Annotated in this window: 16 protein-coding genes and 2 pseudogenes; 1 reads left to right on the top strand and 17 read right to left on the bottom strand. The window is 33.7% G+C overall.

Features of this window, described 5'->3' with window-relative positions; translation table 11 throughout:
• Positions 1 to 84: 84 nt before the first annotated feature.
• The 4 genes from BK821_RS08355 to BK821_RS08340 all read right to left on the bottom strand — a co-directional run bounded on the left by BK821_RS08355 (position 85) and on the right by BK821_RS08340 (position 4,444).
• Complete coding sequence (locus BK821_RS08355; RefSeq protein ID WP_071331533.1) at positions 85 to 705, bottom strand: poly-gamma-glutamate hydrolase family protein; 621 nt, start codon at positions 703 to 705, stop codon at positions 85 to 87.
• Positions 706 to 911: 206 nt separating this feature from the next.
• A complete protein-coding gene (locus BK821_RS08350) occupies positions 912 to 1,778 on the bottom strand; it encodes a 2-oxoacid:ferredoxin oxidoreductase subunit beta (protein ID WP_046836285.1) in 867 nt (288 codons plus the stop codon).
• Positions 1,779 to 3,539 carry a 2-oxoacid:acceptor oxidoreductase subunit alpha gene (locus BK821_RS08345; RefSeq protein WP_046836284.1) on the bottom strand — a complete coding sequence of 587 codons (1,761 nt, stop codon included), beginning with the start codon at positions 3,537 to 3,539 and terminating at the stop codon, positions 1,779 to 1,781. It abuts the gene before it with no gap.
• Between the two features lie 116 nt (positions 3,540 to 3,655).
• On the bottom strand, positions 3,656 to 4,444 hold the full coding sequence (locus tag BK821_RS08340; RefSeq protein ID WP_046836283.1) for a TIGR00282 family metallophosphoesterase: 789 nt from the start codon (positions 4,442 to 4,444) through the stop codon (positions 3,656 to 3,658).
• A gap of 170 nt (positions 4,445 to 4,614) precedes the next feature.
• On the opposite strand from BK821_RS08340, the gene BK821_RS08335 reads away from it, so the two are divergent.
• The gene (locus BK821_RS08335) at positions 4,615 to 4,830 is read left to right on the top strand and encodes a hypothetical protein (protein WP_046836282.1); all 216 of its coding nucleotides are present in this window, start codon (positions 4,615 to 4,617) and stop codon (positions 4,828 to 4,830) included.
• 175 nt (positions 4,831 to 5,005) lie between these two features.
• Here BK821_RS08335 and rny read toward each other — a convergent pair whose 3' ends face one another.
• From rny to rnjB, 13 genes and pseudogenes are all read right to left on the bottom strand, one after another.
• The gene (gene rny, locus BK821_RS08330; RefSeq protein ID WP_046836281.1) at positions 5,006 to 6,565 is read right to left on the bottom strand and encodes a ribonuclease Y; all 1,560 of its coding nucleotides are present in this window, start codon (positions 6,563 to 6,565) and stop codon (positions 5,006 to 5,008) included.
• A gap of 343 nt (positions 6,566 to 6,908) precedes the next feature.
• Positions 6,909 to 7,955, bottom strand: coding sequence for a recombinase RecA (gene recA, locus BK821_RS08325; RefSeq protein ID WP_046836280.1), 1,047 nt, complete (start codon positions 7,953 to 7,955; stop codon positions 6,909 to 6,911).
• 171 nt (positions 7,956 to 8,126) lie between these two features.
• Positions 8,127 to 9,269, bottom strand: coding sequence for a CinA family nicotinamide mononucleotide deamidase-related protein (locus BK821_RS08320; protein ID WP_071331532.1), 1,143 nt, complete (start codon positions 9,267 to 9,269; stop codon positions 8,127 to 8,129).
• Positions 9,270 to 9,662: 393 nt separating this feature from the next.
• Positions 9,663 to 10,241, bottom strand: a complete 579-nt coding sequence (gene pgsA, locus BK821_RS08315; protein WP_046836278.1) for a CDP-diacylglycerol--glycerol-3-phosphate 3-phosphatidyltransferase — start codon at positions 10,239 to 10,241, stop codon at positions 9,663 to 9,665.
• Between the two features lie 26 nt (positions 10,242 to 10,267).
• Positions 10,268 to 10,660, bottom strand: coding sequence for a helix-turn-helix domain-containing protein (locus tag BK821_RS08310; RefSeq protein ID WP_071331531.1), 393 nt, complete (start codon positions 10,658 to 10,660; stop codon positions 10,268 to 10,270).
• Positions 10,661 to 10,696: 36 nt separating this feature from the next.
• The gene (locus BK821_RS08305; protein ID WP_046836276.1) at positions 10,697 to 11,527 is read right to left on the bottom strand and encodes a DUF3388 domain-containing protein; all 831 of its coding nucleotides are present in this window, start codon (positions 11,525 to 11,527) and stop codon (positions 10,697 to 10,699) included.
• Between the two features lie 204 nt (positions 11,528 to 11,731).
• Positions 11,732 to 12,436: an elongation factor P 5-aminopentanone reductase gene (ymfI, locus tag BK821_RS08300; protein ID WP_046836275.1), complete on the bottom strand. Its 705-nt coding sequence runs from the start codon at positions 12,434 to 12,436 to the stop codon at positions 11,732 to 11,734.
• Between the two features lie 3 nt (positions 12,437 to 12,439).
• Positions 12,440 to 13,726 carry an EF-P 5-aminopentanol modification-associated protein YfmH gene (gene yfmH, locus BK821_RS08295; RefSeq protein ID WP_071331530.1) on the bottom strand — a complete coding sequence of 429 codons (1,287 nt, stop codon included), beginning with the start codon at positions 13,724 to 13,726 and terminating at the stop codon, positions 12,440 to 12,442.
• Positions 13,723 to 15,015, bottom strand: a complete 1,293-nt coding sequence (gene yfmF / locus BK821_RS08290; RefSeq protein ID WP_046836273.1) for an EF-P 5-aminopentanol modification-associated protein YfmF — start codon at positions 15,013 to 15,015, stop codon at positions 13,723 to 13,725. Before yfmF ends, yfmH begins: the two co-directional genes overlap by 4 nt.
• A gap of 10 nt (positions 15,016 to 15,025) precedes the next feature.
• Positions 15,026 to 15,739, bottom strand: a complete 714-nt coding sequence (locus BK821_RS08285; protein WP_046836272.1) for a GntR family transcriptional regulator — start codon at positions 15,737 to 15,739, stop codon at positions 15,026 to 15,028.
• A 2-nt stretch (positions 15,740 to 15,741) separates the two neighbouring features.
• A pseudogene (locus tag BK821_RS13710) lies at positions 15,742 to 17,193 on the bottom strand (DNA translocase FtsK); the annotation flags it as partial.
• Between the two features lie 170 nt (positions 17,194 to 17,363).
• A pseudogene (locus BK821_RS13705) lies at positions 17,364 to 18,192 on the bottom strand (cell division protein FtsK); the annotation flags it as partial.
• A 310-nt stretch (positions 18,193 to 18,502) separates the two neighbouring features.
• The gene (gene rnjB / locus BK821_RS08275) at positions 18,503 to 20,176 is read right to left on the bottom strand and encodes a ribonuclease J2 (protein ID WP_071331529.1); all 1,674 of its coding nucleotides are present in this window, start codon (positions 20,174 to 20,176) and stop codon (positions 18,503 to 18,505) included.
• Between the last annotated feature and the right edge of the window lie 22 nt (positions 20,177 to 20,198).

Below are 20,198 nucleotides of genomic sequence, written 5' to 3'. Positions count from 1 at the left end.
ATTATAAATCTATATTATCTTATAAAAGCCTATTACACAATCACATCCAGTATGAGGTGTTGAATCTAAAATAAAATAGCCATGTTAACCATTATCAACTGCTGAAATGACTGCATCCGTAAATTGATATAATAAGGAGGACCAATTATCTCTATGCTCTCTATCATGTAAATTAAATTTATTATTTTTAAAAAAACTTTTCCTTAACGCCACTGTTAATTCTAATTGTACTCCAGCGTCATTTTGACAACAATTCACAAAATTATCTGTATGCTTACCAGAAATATGTCCTGGTGCATCTTTTACAACTATATTCATTTGGTTTAATTGTACCTTAATACGCTCAATTAGTTCTCCATCTCTACCACCAATATAAACTTCTGGTTGCTGACCCATACACCCATGGACAGATATGGCGCATTGGTTATTTTTGACCATGTTCAAGAGTTTTGGCTCGTCGAAATGTCTTGAAGTGACATGTAATTCGTTATTTTTATTTCTTCTTACACCTTTAAAAGTATAAAAATCATATTCCCCACGTTCGCTCATCAACAACGCAAGTTCTGTTGTACCTCGTTCTATTGCACCACCATGTACGGCAGTTATAATTGTTGGTTTCGCTGCTTCTTTTGTGATTATTTCCCAATCGACACCTTCTATTGTCTGTGACATGAGGTCAGTCATTGATTTAAATCGATCTACCATTCCAATACCTCCAGCTAAATTGCGCTTTTACTTCTTTAAATTATGTATAGAATCCATATGTTCAAATGTGTCAAAACTAATAAAAATAGCTGACTCATTTCAGTATAGAGCATGGTCATTATACCAAACCTTATACTGAAAATAATCAGCTATGCTATATCCTGTTAAAAATTTTTCTTATACTACAAACGTTAAATGAACTATATTTATACAAATTGTTTTGTAAGTTCGTTAAACTGCGCTTCATCAATATGAATATCTTTTTTAGCTAATGGCGTACCTTCCATTTCTTCAATTTGAGATTCATATGATGGTGTTTCCGTATCTTGATAAACGATTCCTTTGATTAAAGAATTATATTCCAACACTTTTTGTGTCGCTATACTTTTACTAGACATATCATAGTCTTCAATATCTTCAATATCCGTAAGATTTTCTTTAAACCAATCGTATGTGTTTACTTTATTATATGTCACACATGGTGAAAATACGTTTACAAAAGAAAAGCCATCATGATTGATTGCATCCTCTATCATTTTAGTAAGTGCTTTGATATCACTTGAAAAACCTTGTGCTACAAATGTCGCACCTGATGACAATGCGAGCTCTAATGGAGCAACATTTTGTTCGATGTTACCTTTCGGTGTTGATTTTGTTACAAATCCTGGCGCTGAAGATGGCGATGTTTGACCTTTGGTTAAACCGTATATTTGATTATCCATAACAATATAAGTCATATTCATATTTCTACGCAAAGCGTGAATCGTATGTCCCATACCTATAGCATAGCCATCTCCATCACCACCTGAAGCAATTACAGTCAAATCTTTGTTTGCCATTTTAACACCTTGTGCAAGCGGTAATGAACGTCCATGAATACCATGCATACCATACGAATTAACATAACCTGATAAACGTCCAGAACAACCTATACCTGTAATAATTGCTACTTCTTCAGGTTCTAAGCCAACATTCGCTGTCGCTTTTTGAATCGCTGCTTGTACAGAAAAATCGCCACAACCAGGACACCAATTAGGTTTTACGTTATTTCTAAAATCTTTAAACGTTGCCATTTATACCAACTCCTTTAAACTTTTGGCAATTTCAAGTCCTTTAGTCTCAATTTCATTTGGCAAGAACGGCGTACCATCATATTTCGTTTGGTTCACTAATTTATCGCCTAAATTTACATTCATTTTTATTATACTAGCAAGTTGACCTTGGTAATTATGCTCAACCACTACAACTTTAGAAGCCTTGTTTACAGCTTGTTGAAGCGTTTCTTTCGGGAACGGGTGAAGTTGTCTGATTTGTAAATGATTCACTTTCAACCCTTGTGCCTCAAGCCTTGCTTTCCCTTCTTGAATAGCCCCTTTAGTTGAAATAAACCCTAAATAAAGGATATCCGCTTCCTCATGCGATTCATCTGATTCTACTGGATCTTGAATAAGTAACTGTTCAGTCTTACGCATACGTTTATCCATTTGTTGTTGTCTGTTTTCAGCAGATTCACTTGGCTTACCTTCAGTATTATGTTCGACACCTGTAACATGGTGAATACCACCTTTTACACCTGGGATAGGTCTTGGTGATACACCACTATCTGTTACGCTGTATCTTTCGAAGTAAGATTTATCGCCTTCTTCGCGTTCAATTTCTGACTGAATTAAAGCACCACGGTGTATTTCAATTCTATTATAGTCTAATTTTTCAACAGTTTGTTTACCCAATGAAAGCTGTAAGTCACTAAGTATAATAACTGGACATTGATACATTTCAGCCAAGTTAAATGCTTCAATTGTTAAATAAAATGCATCTTCTGCATCAGTAGGTGCCACTACTATTTTAGGTATATCGCCGTGCGTACCATAAATCATTTGCATTAAATCTGATTGCTCTTGCTTCGTAGGCAATCCTGTAGAAGGACCACCACGTTGCGTATTCATAATAACTAACGGCGTTTCTGTCATACCTGACAAACCAATTGCTTCCATCATCAAAGATAATCCTGGTCCAGCACTCGCTGTGAAAGCACGAACACCAGCATAATTTGACCCAATCGCCATATTTGCAGCAGCAATTTCATCTTCAGTTTGTACGACTGTGCCGCCTACTTTAGGTAAGTTATCAATCATATATTCCATTATTTCTGAAGCAGGTGTGATTGGATATGCAGCCATAAACCTTGATCCAGCTGATAATGCGCCCAATCCAATGGCATCATTACCTATCATATACAAGTGCGGTGTGTTATCTGTAGTTTGTAATACATAATCACCTTCTACAGTATCTAATTGCTCATTCATTAAACGATAACCTTCATTTAATGCTGCAATATTCATTTCAACTACTTTTTCACCTTTTTTACTAAACATGTTAGTAATTAATGCTTCAAAAGCTGTAATATCTAAATTCATTACTGCACAAGTTGAACCAATTGCTACCATATTTTTCATTAAAGCTGTCCCTAGTTCTTTTGCAGTGGCTGTAAATGGCAAAATTATAAGTTGCGCTCGGCAGCTTTCAGGTTTTTCTGGTTTTGCTTTACTATCTGCAATGATAACACTGTCTTCTCTCATTTCATGATGGTTAAGTTCAATTGTTTCTTGATCAAATGCGATTAATATATCTAAATCATCACTTATTGCGTGTACAGGTGATGTTGACACTCTTATTTTGTTATTTGTGTGGCCGCCTTTTATTCTACTTGAAAAATGACGGTAGCCATATAAGTAGTATCCCTTACGGTTCATAGCAGTAGCGAAGATTTCTCCTGTTGACTCAATACCTTCACCTTGTTGACCGCCCACTTTCCATGATACTTGTGATTTCATATCATCTTGCCTCCTAGTGGTTATAATAATTCATATTCAATCATATCAAAATAAACCACCCTATTACTATGTAAAGAGTGGTTTAAATTAAAATTCATACTAATGGACGATAATAGTTAAAACGGATGATCGTCATTGATGAGCACGCGCTCAATATGGGTTGTTTTACCTTCTTTATTAATATCAATAATTACACCTGATAATACTGAACGTCCTTCGTCTGGTACTACATGTCTTTGAGGTAAACTCGTAAGAAAACGATTAATGACCTCAGCTCTATTGATACCAAGTATACCGTCGTAGTAGCCAGTCATCCCTACATCTGTAATATAGCCTGTGCCACCAGGTAAAATTCTTTCATCTGATGTTTGTATATGCGTATGCGTCCCTACTACAGCACTCACTCTATTATCGAGATACCAACCCATCGCATTTTTTTCAGATGTTGTTTCAGCATGAAAATCTACAAATATATAATTTGTTTCCTTTTGCGCCTCTTCTATTAAAGCATCTGCTTTTTTAAATGGATCATCTATATCTTGCATAAATGCGCGACCTTGTAAATTTATAATCGCCAGTTTAATATCATTGATTTGGATGAAGCGCATACCTACTCCTGGTGCTTCGTCTGGAAAGTTTGCTGGTCGAACCATGCGTTTAGCATCTTCTATAAAATCATAGATTTGACGTTGACCATATGTATGATTTCCCATAGTCATAAAATCTACGCCTTCTCTTAATAAATCTTTATAAATTTTTTCAGTTAATCCTTTACCATGTGCAGCATTTTCTGCATTTACAATTGTAACTGTTGGTCGATGTTCCTGTTTGAGTCTCGTTAAGTATGTTGAAATAGCATCTCGTCCTACTTTACCAACGATATCCCCAATAAATAATATTCTCATTACATGTTCATCCTCTCTTACTGTTAGTTTAATGTAAATGATTTACGATTAAAAGTCTCTTTGTAAAATATCCATTAAAATCTATAAGTTTTAACCTATAATGTACGTGGTAAATATATTACTAGGAATAGGAAATTGATAATTCAAAATATAGGAGTTGGAAGTAATACATGTCTATTAATATTGATCCACAACATTTTGCTGACTTAGTAGTTACAGCAAATCCATCAAAAGAAGAAGACGCTGACAATATAGCTAAAGAAAGCTTAGAATTATACATTACCGCTTACCGTTTAGCTGAAAGATATGCAAATATATCTACAAATTGTTATGACACAGCTGAAGTTCTGAAAGAAGTCAAAAAGGCCGATTTAGAGTTAACTTAATATATAAAATTAATATAAAAATTTTGTGAACTGTAATGCTTTCATTTTACAGATATAGCAATAAGCCATCCATTTCTAAAATTTGGATGGCTTTATTATGTTACAAAAATTAATATTTAAGTTACATATGTTTAAACAAGAAAAAAGGTTAGCCATTGAATGACTAACCTTTTTCTTATTTTGCATATTCAATTGCTCTAGTCTCACGAACAACTGTCACTTTTATATGACCAGGATATTGAAGTTCATCTTCAATTTGGCTCTTAATATCTCTTGCTAAGCGATGTGATTTTAAGTCGTCGATAGTATCTGGCGATACAATAACTCGAATCTCTCTACCAGCTTGGATTGCAAATGCTTTTTCAACACCTTCATAACTTTCGGAAAGCGTTTCCAGTCTTTCTAATCTTCTTATATAATTTTCAAGTGTCTCTTTACGAGCACCAGGTCTTGCAGCGGATAATGCATCTGCTGCAGCTACCAATATCGAAATTATAGAAGTCGGTTCGACATCACCATGATGGGATTGAATTGCGTTAATTACTGTATCATTTTCAGCATATTTTTTCGCTAATTCTACACCAATTTCTACATGGCTTCCTTCAACTTCGTGGTCAATTGCTTTCCCAACATCATGAAGTAAACCAGCACGTTTAGCTAATGTAACATCTTCTCCTAGTTCCGCTGCTAGCATACCACTAAGGTGTGCAACTTCGATAGAATGCTTAAGTACATTTTGTCCATAACTCGTACGATATTGTAAACGACCTAAGATTTTAACTAAATCTGGATGCATATTATGCACATTAATTTCAAATGTCGCTTGTTCCCCGGCATCTCTAATAATATCGTCTACTTCTTTTCGAGCTTTATCTACCATATCTTCAATACGTCCAGGATGGATGCGTCCATCTGAAACAAGATTTACTAATGCAGTTCTTGCAATTTCACGTCTAATTGGGTCAAAACCAGAAAGAATAACTGCTTCTGGCGTATCATCTATAATTAAGTCAATACCAGTTAACGTTTCTAACGTTCTGATATTTCTTCCTTCTCTACCAATGATTCGACCTTTCATTTCGTCATTCGGTAAATTAACAACTGAAACTGTAGATTCAGAAGTATGCTCTGCTGCTAATCTTTGAACAGTTGTTGCTAATAATTCTTTTGCATTTTTATCGACTGCTTCTTTTGCTTCTTTCTCTTTTTCCTTAACAAGTATTGCAATATCTTGTGACAATTCCTCTTCAACTCTTTGAAGTTGCTCTTGAGCAGCTTCTTCTTGAGAGAGACCAGAGATGCGTTCTAATTCTTGTTCATGCTTATTTATTAATGTTTGAACACTACTCTCTTTTGCATCTACTTGTTGTTGTCTTTCTTCAAGTTTAGATTCTTTTTGCTCTAAAATCTCGTCCTTTTTATCTAAAAGATCTGATTTTCGCTCTAAGTTTTCTTCTTTTTGAAGAAGTCGGGATTCTTGCCTTTGAAGATCGCCGCGTCTTTCACGAAGTTCGTTTTCACTTTGTTCCTTCAAGATTTGATTCTCTTCTTTAGCTTCAAGAAGCTTTTCCTTCTTAATATTTTCCGCTTCTTTATTACCTTGTTCGATAATATCTTCGGCAGTTTGTCTCGCTTGTAATTGCTTTTGAAGCAATAAATTACGGGCTATAATATACCCTACAACAACTCCGAGAATAATACCTAGCAAAATGAGTAGGAGGCCTAATAAACTCACACAAACACCCCCTTTTTATCTAGGATTTTGCTCTGTATATCAATTTCAATATGATTATATGAAGTTATATAAGAATCATACAATGTAATTGTACGGTTTTGAACTAAGAAGTGTCAAGGTTTCCATATACATTAATTCAATATTTGAAGTGACTCTTTTACACTATATATACTATAACTATTGTTAACACTAATTTTACATCTTATAAGAACAAGAAAATAGTAAAATATAATATTTTCTTGTTCTTATATATATACAAAAAAATAAGCGCATATTTATATATACGCTTATTTTTATCTGAGGATGCAAACAAAATTATCTGCAGCATGCCCCTTCAATCAATTTATTCTTCGTCAAGAAGCGTTGTAGGCTTTTCTACTTCAGTCTCTTCAATATCGCCATCAAAGATACCAAGTTTTTCACGTAATTTTTGGTCTATTTCTTTTTTGACTTCCGGATTCTCTTTAAGGTATGTTTTCACATTTTCTTTACCTTGACCCATACGTTCACCATTATAAGAGTACCAAGCGCCTGATTTATCAACAATTTCTTGTTCTACACCTAAATCAATCAATTCGCCCTCTTTTGAGATACCTTGTCCATACATGATATCTACTTCTGCAACTCTAAATGGCGGTGCTACTTTGTTTTTAACTACTTTAATTTTTGTTCTATTACCAACAATATCTTGGCCTTGTTTTAATTGTTCTGCTCTACGAACTTCTAAGCGTACTGAACTATAGAATTTTAATGCGCGTCCCCCTGGGGTAACCTCAGGATTACCAAACATCACACCAACTTTTTCACGAATTTGGTTAATAAACACTGCCGTAGTGTTTGATTTCGAAATTGCACCAGAAAGTTTACGTAAGGCTTGGGACATTAAACGCGCTTGTAAACCAACATGCGTATCACCCATTTCACCTTCAATTTCAGCTTTTGGAGTTAAAGCAGCTACGGAGTCAACGACCACAATATCAACAGCGCCACTTCTAACGAATGCCTCTGAAATTTCTAACCCTTGTTCACCATGGTCAGGTTGCGATAAATATAGATTGTCGATATCGACACCTAACGCTTGTGCATATTCAGGATCTAATGCATGTTCAGCATCGATAAATGCTGCGACGCCACCATTTCTTTGGACTTCAGCTATAGCATGCAATGCAACTGTCGTCTTACCAGAACTTTCCGGACCATAAATCTCGATTATTCTCCCTTTAGGGTAACCACCTACACCTAATGCATTATCTAATGTCACAGAACCACTTGATACACTAGAAACTCGACGACCTTTGTTATCGCCTAATTTCATAACTGCGCCTTTACCAAATGATTTTTCCATATTTTTAATTACTGTATCTAAAGCTTTTTGACGATCGTTATCCAATGCTGGACCTCCTAATTGAGATTAATCTCTGTAAAATATCTTACCCATACTATACCTTGCTTTTTCTAATTTCGCAAGTATTTTGCGAATATTTGTTCGCTAGTAATCGAATCGTTTCTTTAAAAGTAGAACACACGTACTACATTTTATTGATTTTTGCTATTTTTCCTGTTAGTTAAACCATTTTAACAACCTTATGAGTGCATAATTTTGAGTTCTGCTTTTTATTAGATTACGACGTTGATTCATTTTAAATGATTGTACATTAAGTTGATTGTTAGACAAAATGCCTAAGTATACAGTGTCATGCTGACGTAATAATGCGACAGCAACTTCTGTGTGATATAAATTTTTAACAATGTGCGTAGCAACTGAAAGTTGATTATCGATAGATTTATTTTCATCTAAAAATTGTGGGTGATGCACAAGCATACCTTTAAGGTTCTGAGAATCATTAAAATTATTCATTCTAGAATAGAGTTCGCCATCCGTCACACCATCATACAATGCGAAAGTCTGTTTCATATTATTCATAAACGACTGTTCGATTAAAATGTCATCAGAACCATAGTAATAAGTGCCTATTCGATTTAGAATTTCTTTTTTTATAGGTGCAATTAATGACTCACAAGATTGTTGGCTCTCACCATTCGCAGTCAACCTAATATTCACCTCATGTGTACCAGCTAGAGGTGCAATCGTCGGATTGGTTTGTTCGTCAATTAAATCCATTAACTCGGTTTCTACTTTCGACTCTCCAATACCAGCAAAGCGTAATAATTCCGAGAATATTGTATGCTCACCATTCATTAAATATGGTAACAATTCTTGTTTTGCCATTGGTTGCATTTCTTTAGGGGGTCCAGGTAATAATGCGATACGCTTATTATGATGCTCAACTAGCATACCTGGTGCCATCCCCACTTTATTTTCTAATACATGCGCTTGATCTATTACTAATGCTTGTTGACGATTGTTGGGCGTCATGTCTATATTCTGATCTTTAAAATATTGTTCAATATAGTCTAACGCTTGCTGATCTATAACTAGTTCACGTTCTAAAATGTTGGCTACAGTGTGCTTTGTTAAATCATCTTTCGTAGGACCTAAACCACCTGTAAGAATGACCATATCATAATTTTGTAATGCTGTGTTCACGACACGTTCTAATCGTTCCGGGTTATCCCCGATAACATTATGTTCAACAACACTATGTCCAATGCCGTTTAATAATTTCGATAGATATTGCCCATTAGTGTTTGCTATCTGGCCTAACAGTAATTCTGAACCCACTGCGATAATTGATATTTTCACAATATTTCCTCCTTGAAACAAGTAACACAATTTTCATTTTATATGCTTAACGCTCTATACCATATACTGCATACTGCGAAACTTTATTTATTGTTCCCTTAATTATAAATCTAAATCCTTTTAAAAACTAAAGATAAGTTTTTAAATTTAAAAACTTAGAGAATAAGAATAAAAAAACTGGAAGCAACGCTACGTTTAACGTCGTTTCCAGTTCATATAACTAAATAAGAGTGACATTTCCTTCTGTAACTATCTGTCTACAATCTAAAATGTTGAAATCTATCTAAAGGTTACTAGGACACCGATATGTATCGGGCTTGAAGCAAGTGCCACTTCACAGTGTTTATGCAAAGTTTGAATATGTGTCCAAATATAATAACTTGTGCACTGACCTTATTGTGCTTTAAACACATCTCTACCTTTATAAAAATATTCTATTCCGGATAAGATTGTGAAGAATACACCAATATATAGCAGTACATTGCCAAGTGAAAAGCCAATCCAAGTTGCCAAAGGATCACCTAATAGTATCCATACAATTGCCACCATTGTTATAGCTGTCTTTATTTTGCCTAATTGACCTGCTGCACTTACAAAGCCTTGTTCAATTTGTAATAAACGTAATCCAGTAACAGCAAATTCACGTGCAATGATAATAATTGCTACTACAGAATTAGTTAAATCTATTTGTACTAGTGCTATTAATGCACTGGAAACTAATAATTTATCTGCTAATGGGTCTAAAAATTTCCCCATATTTGTTACCAGTTCCCATTTTCTCGCTAAATAGCCATCTACAAAATCACTTAGCGAGGCAATAATAAATATAATACCACTTATTAATAATTCGATTTTCACTTCGTATCCACCAATAAATGATACCTTACCAAATCCAAAATCTACTAAAGCAAATAACATAAATATTGGAATTAGTATAACTCTGAAAACGGTTATCCAATTCGGTATATTCATAAAAAGTCCTCTTTTCTATATATAACTTAAAGCATTAACACAGCTAAAATCCACAATATAGCTGTAATAATAACTACAAAACTAATAATTATAGCTAATTGCATCGGTTCATTATTCTTACTACGATATGTAGGTTTTTTTTCTTGTGAAAAAGCTTCTATCGTACGTTGCATTTGCTCGTCGTTATTAGGTATTTCATCTCTATGTGCTTCTATCAATTGTTCTGAATCAATATTCACAGCTTTTGCATATTTTTTAATGAATCCTTCAGCATAATTTTCGTTATTTAAAGCTTCAAATTCATTTGTTTCGATTAATGTTAAAGTTTGACGTTTCATCTGAGTACGTGATTCTAACTCATTCAATGTCATACCTAATCTTTCACGACGTCCTTTTAAAGTTTGACCAACTGAATTCACTTTGTGAGTCCTCCTCAGTCATTATTTATTAGATTTTTATTCAAAAAAACCAAATCCGCCACCAAAACCATTTTCACCAAAATCCAAGTTATTTTTACTTTTTACGGTTTGCTTTTTCATTTCTTCATAATGAATTTCTTGATTTTTATTTTCTCTTAATTCGATAATATAGTCAAAATCTTTCATTTCATAATCACTTGTCTCAACGAATAAGTCTGGGTGTTCAACTACTTTAATCGCCGGTAAACTCATCACTTCTTTAACTAATTCTTGGTGTTTTTGACTAGATTCCCTAGCTGTGACCGCACCATCAATAATATAAACATGATCCGAATCATACTCACCTTTAATTAATGAACTTCGCACTGTTTGCTTAATTAAAGTTGAACTAATAAACAACCACCGTTTATGTGCACATACACTACCAGCAACAATAGATTCTGTTTTACCGACTCTTGGCATGCCTCGGATACCTATCAATTTATGCCCTTTTTCTTTAAATAACTCTGCCATAAAATCAACAAGTAAACCTAGGTCATCTCTTTCAAAACGAAATGTTTTTTTATCGTCTGCATCTTGTTCTATGTATCTACCATGCCTAACTGCTAATCGATCACGTAGTTCAGGTTTACGTAATTTTGTAATAGAAATATCATCTATCTCAGTTACAATATTTTCAAATCTACTTACTTTTTCTAGGTTATCAGACTTAATCAGTAGACCTCTTCGCCCCTCATCAATACCGTTAATCGTTACAATACTAATACCCATCATACCTAACAAGCTTGAAACATCGCCTAATAACCCAGCACGGTTCATCGTTATCTCATACTCTAAATACCATTCTTGTCTCGTAGCTACTGCCATGAAAGAAACACCCCTTCGCTTAAAATCCACAGTTAAATAATATAATAGACTTGAAAAAACAAATCGTCTAGTAATATCCTTATTTAACACTTTAATTTTAACGAGATATATTTTAAATTTAGAGACCTATTCATCTCTTTTATTATAATGATATTATACCATTGAATCTTTGCGAGTTGTTTGATTTTTATACGCTGTTCAAAATTATAAATACCATGCGCCATTCACTTTCTGTACAGTGCCAGTAATACTTTTGGCTAAAGGATGACAGAGATAACTGCATGTATGTGCAATTTCTTCAGGTTTAATGAATCTTTGCTGAGGTAAATCTTGCATGATTTCTTCAAGTGAGGCTTCAGACCAATTTTGTGCCATATTACCACTCACAAAGCCAGGCGCAATTGCGTTAACTGTCACAGATGTCATAGCAAGTTCCTGACTTAATGCTTTAACAAATCCAATTTGTCCAGACTTCATGGCAGAATATATCGTTTCTAAACTTGCTCCAGTTTCTCCCCAAATTGAAGAAATAACAACGATTCTACCATTTTCACTTTGTCGCAATTGATCAGTAAAATATCTGCATATTCTTATTAATTGACGCAAATGAATTTGAAAACTTTCATCAATCATTTTGTCTGTTGTATCTTGCAACAGACTATATAAAGCTGTACCACTTGCATATATTAAGCAATCCACATTTTGTATAAAACTAAAATATGGGTCTAAGTTATTAACTTGCGTTAAATCACATCTTACGAACTGTACTGCACGATGTTCATAGTGCGCTTGCAATGCCTCATGATTTGCTTGATTATAGTGGATAATGACTTCATATCCATCTGATAGCAAACGCTCAACAATTGCAGTACCTATCGTGCCAGAACCGCCGATGACTAATGCTTTCATAACTTATTTCATCTCCAAGCGACTATCTACAACTTGATCTAAATTTAAGCACACTTCTGAAGTTGCATTTACGCTATCAAGTGTAATATTTTCAACTATTTCTAATAAATCAAATAGACTAACACCTTCAAAGTATAGTTTCGTATATTGATTAGCAATATATTCGGGAGAGTTTAAACCTGATATAAATTCACCAATAAATTGTTTTTTCAATAAATTAAAAGCTTCTTCATCATTTAATTTTCCTTGTTTAAGCTCTAACTCATCTAACAATAACGTTTTTAATGTATCAGGCTGTTGTGTTGCACTCGTAACCAATGAAAAACTATACGTCGGTTCCAATACAAATTGATAACCAAATGTTTCATCAATTAAATCTTGATTGAGTAATGATTGGTAAAAATCAGTTTCTTCACCGAATATCATTTCAAAGAAGAGCGTCATCTCTAAATCACGTTTCACAAATTGCTCAGCCGGTTCATTTTTCAAGACTTCATTTTTAAAGCCAATCATAAGTCTTGGCGATTGTAATTTCATCGACTCAGCAACAAAGTGTTCATTTACTTTAGACTTTTCTATTAAAGGGTCTCTAACAATTTCAGGTTGGTACTCTTTATCTCTAGCATCTTCATGGTTAGCAATCACTTGATAAATGTGATTAGGATCAACATCTCCAACAACAAAAAGCACCATATTTGAAGGATGATAGAACGTTTCGTAACATAAATACAAATCGTCTTTATTAATTTCATAAATACTTTCAACACTACCCGCGATATCTACTCGAATTGGATGGCTCTCATACATAGCTTTAAGTGTATTGAACATAAGTTTATAGCCTGGCTGTTCTTGATACATCTTTATTTCTTCAGCAATGATTCCTTTTTCTTTATCGACAGTCTCCTTAGTAAAATACGGCGTTTCAACCATCGTCAACAAACGTTTAATATTACGTTCAACATGGTCTGTAGCACTAAATAAATAGCTTGTGCGGTCAAAACTTGTAAATGCATTGACTTGAGCATTATCTTCAGCAAAAGCAGTAAATAAATCTTCTTCTTCATTTTCAAATAATTTATGTTCTAAGAAATGTGCAACTCCATCTGGAACTGTTACATATGTATCGCTACCATGTGGCTTGAATTTATTATCTAGTGATCCAAATTGTGTCGTATAAGTCACAAATGTTTTTTGAAAACCACGTTTAGGTATAATAAATACTTTCAAACCATTATTGAGTTCTGCTTCAAAAACACGTTCATCTATTTGCTCATAATATGTTTCTCTCACGAGTTGCTACCTCCTTTTGTCAAAATGTATATCGTATCAAGAATTGTTTCTTGAGCTAATGCTATAACATCTTCTCTTGAAACTTGTTGAATACCTCCAATATAAGATGATTCTGACATATCTTCTTCTAGCAAAATATTGTTATTTAATATTTCAATAATACTTTTAGGTCTATCTTGAGATTCTTGTCGTTGCGAAATGATAACTTTTTTAGCTAATTCTAATTTGTCGTTATCAAATTCTCCTTTTTGAAACTTTTCAAATTCAGAAATAATCGTGTCTTTTGCAGTTTCATATTTATCTGCAGACACACCACTAAGTACAAACATATATCCATTCTTTGCATCTATTTGAGAATGAATTGAATAAGCTAGACTTTGTTTTTCTCTCACTTCATTAAATAGCACAGATGAAGGATCCCCACCAAACATAATATTAAAAACTACGATAGCAAAATATTGCGGATCTCCATATTGGGCTGGAAACTTGAAGCCCATATTTAATTTTGCTTGATCAACTTCATCTTCTTCAACTATTTCTTGCGGTAAATTATGCCCCTGTTGAGCAGCAGTTACTTGTGATAATTTAAATTGCTTTGGCTTGAGCTCAAAATAAGTTCGAATCTGTGATTGTACTGCTTCTTCATCTACATTACCTACTACGTATACGGCGCAATAGTCGTCTTGTAACATAGATTGATATGTATGATATAAACTTTCAGGTGTAACATCTGATATGTAGGCAACTTGTCCAGTCGCTAAATGGCGATACGGTTGATCTCCAAACATATATTTCAATAAATTTAAAAATGATATTTGCGATTTGTTATCAACCATTGCTTCTAATTTTTTAGTAAGTAATGATTTTTCTTGTGCTACAAAGGTCTCATCAAAACGTTCATTTGAAACGAGTGGATTACATAAAATCTCTCTAAATAATTCTAATCCTTTTTCAAAAAGCGGCGTTTGATCTTTAAGATAACGTTCATTAACTAATTCCAATGAAATTGTAATGACATGTTTATCTTTAAACTTTGATACAAAACTATTTACATATGCGCCATATAATTGAGATAAGTGGCGTGTAAACGCTTTATCTGTCGGCCATTGTTTAGTCGCACGAACAAGCAATTTACTTAATATTGAACGTGATGTCATGGTTTCATTATCTAATGGAGCCATAAACTTAAATGTTATTGTTGTGGTTTTAAATTTTGTTGTTGGCATTACTTTAATGTGCAAGTCATTTTTCTGTTTATCTATTTTCAAATTGTCATGCCTCACTTTCATAATTTTGTTTTTATATTCTATTTCTAACCGTTTTGAATTTAACTAAACTACTTTTGAAATAATTAAATGAATAAAATATTGGTTGGTCATCTTTATCATAATGAATTAATTTCAATAACATTAGTCCTTCATGTGGTGAAGCATCTAATACATCAGAAATATGTGGTTCATAGCTAATTGCTTCTATCTCTGTTTCAGCATAAGCTACTTTTTGAGAAGCATTTTGTTCAATAGCATTTAAAATAGATTCATCACTACTTTGATACTGGGCACACGTTAAAATACTGGTCGGTACTTTATCCAAACAATAGACCATGGGTATGCGGTCTGCCATTCTTATCCGTTCGATAATGGTCACATAAGCTTTTTCAGGAAGATTAAGCTTTTGAGAATCTAAAGATGTTGCTGGCTTTTCATCAAAACTAATAAACTCTGTACCTGCACTGTATCCCTGTTCTTCAATCATCTTACTAATACTTACAAGTTCACCTAAAGGATAAGAGAAGGGGTGCAGTGATTTCACACTAGCCCCTTCTTCCAAATTATTAGATAAAACTTGTTCTGTAATTAATTCATCAATAGCATCATATACATCATCTGTTTTAACATTTAATTTTCTAGCAATTGCTAAATGACTTGGTAATTGCTCACCATCATGCAAGTCGCCATTTTTGATTTGCTGAATCATCCATTCTTTTACTTTATAAACAGAAGTAAGTTCCATATTTACACCTCATCACTATCTAAATCTACTAATATTTGTCTAGGTTTGCTACCCTTTTGTGGACCTATTACTTGATTACGCTCTAAATCGTCCATTAAACGTGAAGCGCGATTATATCCAATTCTAAATTGTCTTTGCAGAAGAGACGTACTCGCTTTTTGTTGCTCTAGTACGAATAGATATGCTTCATCGTACAACGTATCTTCACTTTTCGTTTCTGATTTATCTACTGGAGCATCTGGTTCCATTTCTTTTACATAGTTCGCTTTTTGTTGTTCAACAACGTAATTCACTACATCCTGAACTTCATGATCACTTAAGAATGCACCTTGTACACGCGTTCTAGTAGAACCACCATTAGCAACGTATAGCATATCCCCTTTACCTAGTAACTTATCAGCACCACCACTATCAATAATTGTTCTAGAATCAGTTTGTGAACTAACGGCAAAAGCAATTCGCGTAGGAATATTATTTTTAATTAATCCGGTAATAACATCTACTGAAGGTCGTTGTGTTGCAATAATAAGGTGTATCCCTGCAGCACGTGCCATTTGTGTAATACGTTGGATCGCATTTTCTACTTCTTTACCTGCGACCATCATTAAGTCGGCTAACTCATCCACAATAACAACAATATAAGGTAATTCAGATTGTTTTTCTTCTAGTTCCTCATTTTGTCGTCTAATCATTTCATTGTAGCCTTCTATATTTTTAGTTGAAGAATGTTGGAATAAATCATAACGTCTTTCCATCTCGGCTACAACTTTTTCTAAGGCTTGCGATGCTTTGTGGGGATTTGTCACTACTGGTATTAATAGGTGCGGTATCCCATTGTATACGTTTAATTCTACCATTTTTGGGTCTATTAACATAAGTTTTACTTCATGTGGTTTAGCATTCAGTAATATACTTGTGATAATACCATTAATACAAACTGACTTACCACTACCAGTAGAACCCGCTACCAGTAAATGAGGCATTTTATTTAATTCAACTGTAATTGGATCACCTGAAATGTCTCTACCTAACCCTACTTCTAATTTGTTTTTAGCTGGGAATTTTTCTTCCAATACTTCTTTTAAAGATACCAGTGAAATTTTATCATTCGGCACCTCTATACCTACTGCTGAACGGCCAGGGATAGGTGCTTCAATACGTACATCTTTTGCTGCCAATGCTAAGGCAATATCATTATGTAGATTCACTATTTTACTTACTTTCACACCTTGTGCAGGCTGTATTTCATATTGTGTAACTGCTGGTCCAATCTTGATTTGAGTCACTCTTGCATCTACACCAAAGTTCTTTAAAGTCGTCTCAAGTAATTGACCTTTTCTTTGTACTTCAGCTTTAGATGTCGCTTGCTGTTTGGCCGGTTGATTCAATAATGTTAATGGAGGGATCGTATAAGCTTCATTTTCCACTTCTCCAGCTTCAGAAATAGAATTTTCTATTTCATTGTTGTTGCTATTTTCTTCTTCCTGAGCTTCAACATGTTCCTCTAATGTAATCTGTGATTCGTTTGCATTTTGTTGGGATGTCATTTGATTATTTTCTTCATTTTGATCGAACAGCCTTTTAGAACGTTTACCTTTTTGTGAACGTTTAAGCTGAGTAGTATCGTCTTCATTATCACTATGTCCATAAATTGGAATCGATGACTGTTGTTCATTAGTTATATTTGAGACTTCTGGTAAACTACTTACATCTTTAGGACTATCTTGTGTTGTTGCTTGGGATGTTTGTAAGTCTTTTTCAGCTTTTTTCTCAGCCTTTACACGTGCCTTTGCTTCTTGTTTAATTTTGTTATGCTTTCTTTTTTCCTTCAAATTCTCTGAAGCATCTTTACTTTTTGCTTTCATACTTTCAAATAGCACCTTAGAAACATCACGATGTTTTTGCTTAAGCAGTAATATGATACTTGAGGCAATTAATAACATTGTTATGATAATAATACCTACAATTGAAATTAACGGGATAAATAGAGTCAATAGGTAATATCCTATTAAGCCTCCACCAAAATTCGGAAAATGAGAATGTTCATATGATTTATAAACAAATGATAAAATAGGCTCTCTTTGTGCCTGTGCTTTATTTGTAAAATAAAACACGATCTGTGTTACAAATAATAAAGCAAATTGTAATGTAATCGCACCTATTGTACGTCTAGATTTAGGTAACGCTTTATAATATGTAATAAATACTGTTCCAATTGCTACTAGGATATAAGTTAAATAACGACTCATACCAAAAAGATAATTAAAGAAACTATCAATCATTTTTCCTATAATGCCCAGTTGAAATGCACCTAATACGATTAATACAAATATAACAATGGCTAATATATATCTTAATGGACTGTCACTTTGCTTCTTTTTTTGATTACTTGTTTTCTTTCTTGTATTTGTTGTTTTTCTTTTGGTTGCCGTTCTCTTTTTCGCCTGTGCCAACTTTCACACCTTCTTTTCAACTCTGATTTCTTTTTTATACTTAGAATTTGTCATTTAAATTCCTATGTAAATAATTTCTATTTTACCCTTCACTAAAAAATACATTTTCTTACATATAAGTAATATGGTATAAATAAAGTTTTATTACATTTATTATAATAACATAAAAGAGGCAAAGACTATGATCGCTTGGAGTGAATTTAAAGGTTGCATACTTGTCATATTTAAGCTATAACAATCAACTGCAATCTACATTTAAATATGTTTACTTAAGCGCTTGTCTTAACCTCTTTGTTTAGTAAGGACTTTATTAAATTTCAGAAATGACTGGAATTATCATCGGACGACGTTTCGTATTCTCAAATAGTAGTTTACTAATTTGATCACGCATACTTTGTTTGATTTCAGACCATTCAATTCGTTTTTCCTGTAATCCTAATTCTACTATTTCACGTACTTTTTCTTCAGCTTCGTTTAACAACGCTTCGCTTTCTCTTACATAAACGAATCCTCGTGATTGTATTTCAGGTCCTGCTGCAATACGTCTATTTTTGGGATCAAGTGTTACGACAGCAATGAAGATACCATCTTCAGCAAGTAAATGACGATCTCTTAATACGATATTACCTACATCACCTACACCGATACCATCTATAAGTACATTACCAGAGTTCATTTTTTCATTTAAAATCATTTCTTCACCATTGAAGTTAACGACATCGCCTTTTTCTACTAGGAATATTTTCTCAGGTTGAACCCCTGATTCATTCGCTAGTTTCGCATGGGCAATTTGCATTTTGAATTCACCATTTACCGGAATGAAATATTCTGGTTTCATGATATTAATCATCATCTTCAATTCTTCCATACAACCATGACTTGAAGTGTGAATCTTTTTACTGTTAGGTATAATTTCTGCACCAGCACGTACTAATTCATTTAGCGTATTACCTACAATGACTTCCATATTTGCAGAAGCAGTAATTGCTAAAAATACAGAATCACCTGGCTCAATATTCATAATTTTGTGTTTCTTTTGTGCCATTTGATGTAACGCTTCTACCGGTTCACCTTGCATACCTGTCGCAATGATAATAACTTCATTTTTAGGATAATTTTCAACTTCATTAATCGGTATTAATAAATCTTTAGGTATATCAAAATACCCCATTTTTCTAGCAATATTAAATGAACTTTCTAAAGAACGGCCTAAGAAAGATACTTTTCTATTTAATTTACTAGCTAGATTTAATACTTGTTGAATACGAATAAAGTTCGAAGCATAACAAGATACAATCAATCTGCCTTTAACTTTTGTAAATGCGTCTTTCATATGTGATTCAATGACATTTTCAGGCGTGTTGTAGCCTGGCTTTTCCGCTTCAGTTGAATCACTGATTAATGCAAATACACCATCTTGGCCAATTTCGGTCATTTTTTTCAAATCCGGTGCGTAATGGCCATGAAGACTTTGATCAAATTTAAACTCACCCGTATATACAATCGCACCATAAGATGTATGGATACAAACACCTAAACTATCAGGGATGCTATGGGTAGTATTGAAAAATGTTACATTAACTCCTTTAAAACGCATCACTGATTCATTATTTACAGTGTAGTATCTAACTTTCTTGTTTACATTACGTGCTTTCATATTTTCTTTAACTAAGCCTATAGTTAATTTAGAACCATACACAGGTGCATCGACTTGTTCTAACACATATGTAACAGCGCCTATTGCATGTTCATGTCCATGTGTTAAAAAGATTCCTTTTAACTTTTCTTTATTCTCAATGACATATTGAATGTCAGGGATAACGATATCTACGCCAAGCATTTCATCTTCAGGAAACATCAATCCTGCATCTAACATAAACATTTCATCGTCTACTTCGACGATATACATATTTTTCGCAATTTCTCCGACGCCGCCAAGAGGAATAATACGAATATCTTTATTCTTTTTCTTAATTAAACTCAAAATGTTACCTCCTATTTAAATT

It is taken from the genome of Staphylococcus sp. LCT-H4, assembly GCF_001866145.1.
GTDB classification, from domain to species: domain Bacteria; phylum Bacillota; class Bacilli; order Staphylococcales; family Staphylococcaceae; genus Staphylococcus; species Staphylococcus succinus.
Note: the sequence above shows the minus strand (reverse complement) of the source record. Positions and strands in the feature narration are given on the sequence as shown.

Bases quoted from the DNA above. Each gene is read 5' to 3' on its own strand.
- pgsA (WP_046836278.1), bottom strand. From the start codon at position 10,241: ATGAATATACCGAATTGGATAACCGTTTTCAGAGTTATACTAATTCCA.
- BK821_RS08350 (WP_046836285.1), bottom strand. From the start codon at position 1,778: ATGGCAACGTTTAAAGATTTTAGAAATAACGTAAAACCTAATTGGTGT.
- ymfI (WP_046836275.1), bottom strand. From the start codon at position 12,436: ATGAAAGCATTAGTCATCGGCGGTTCTGGCACGATAGGTACTGCAATT.
- yfmF (WP_046836273.1), bottom strand. From the start codon at position 15,015: ATGAAAGTGAGGCATGACAATTTGAAAATAGATAAACAGAAAAATGAC.
- BK821_RS08355 (WP_071331533.1), bottom strand. From the start codon at position 705: ATGGTAGATCGATTTAAATCAATGACTGACCTCATGTCACAGACAATA.
- BK821_RS08285 (WP_046836272.1), bottom strand. From the start codon at position 15,739: ATGGAACTTACTTCTGTTTATAAAGTAAAAGAATGGATGATTCAGCAA.
- BK821_RS08340 (WP_046836283.1), bottom strand. From the start codon at position 4,444: ATGAGAATATTATTTATTGGGGATATCGTTGGTAAAGTAGGACGAGAT.
- BK821_RS08345 (WP_046836284.1), bottom strand. From the start codon at position 3,539: ATGAAATCACAAGTATCATGGAAAGTGGGCGGTCAACAAGGTGAAGGT.
- BK821_RS08335 (WP_046836282.1), top strand. From the start codon at position 4,615: ATGTCTATTAATATTGATCCACAACATTTTGCTGACTTAGTAGTTACA.
- BK821_RS08305 (WP_046836276.1), bottom strand. From the start codon at position 11,527: ATGGCAGTAGCTACGAGACAAGAATGGTATTTAGAGTATGAGATAACG.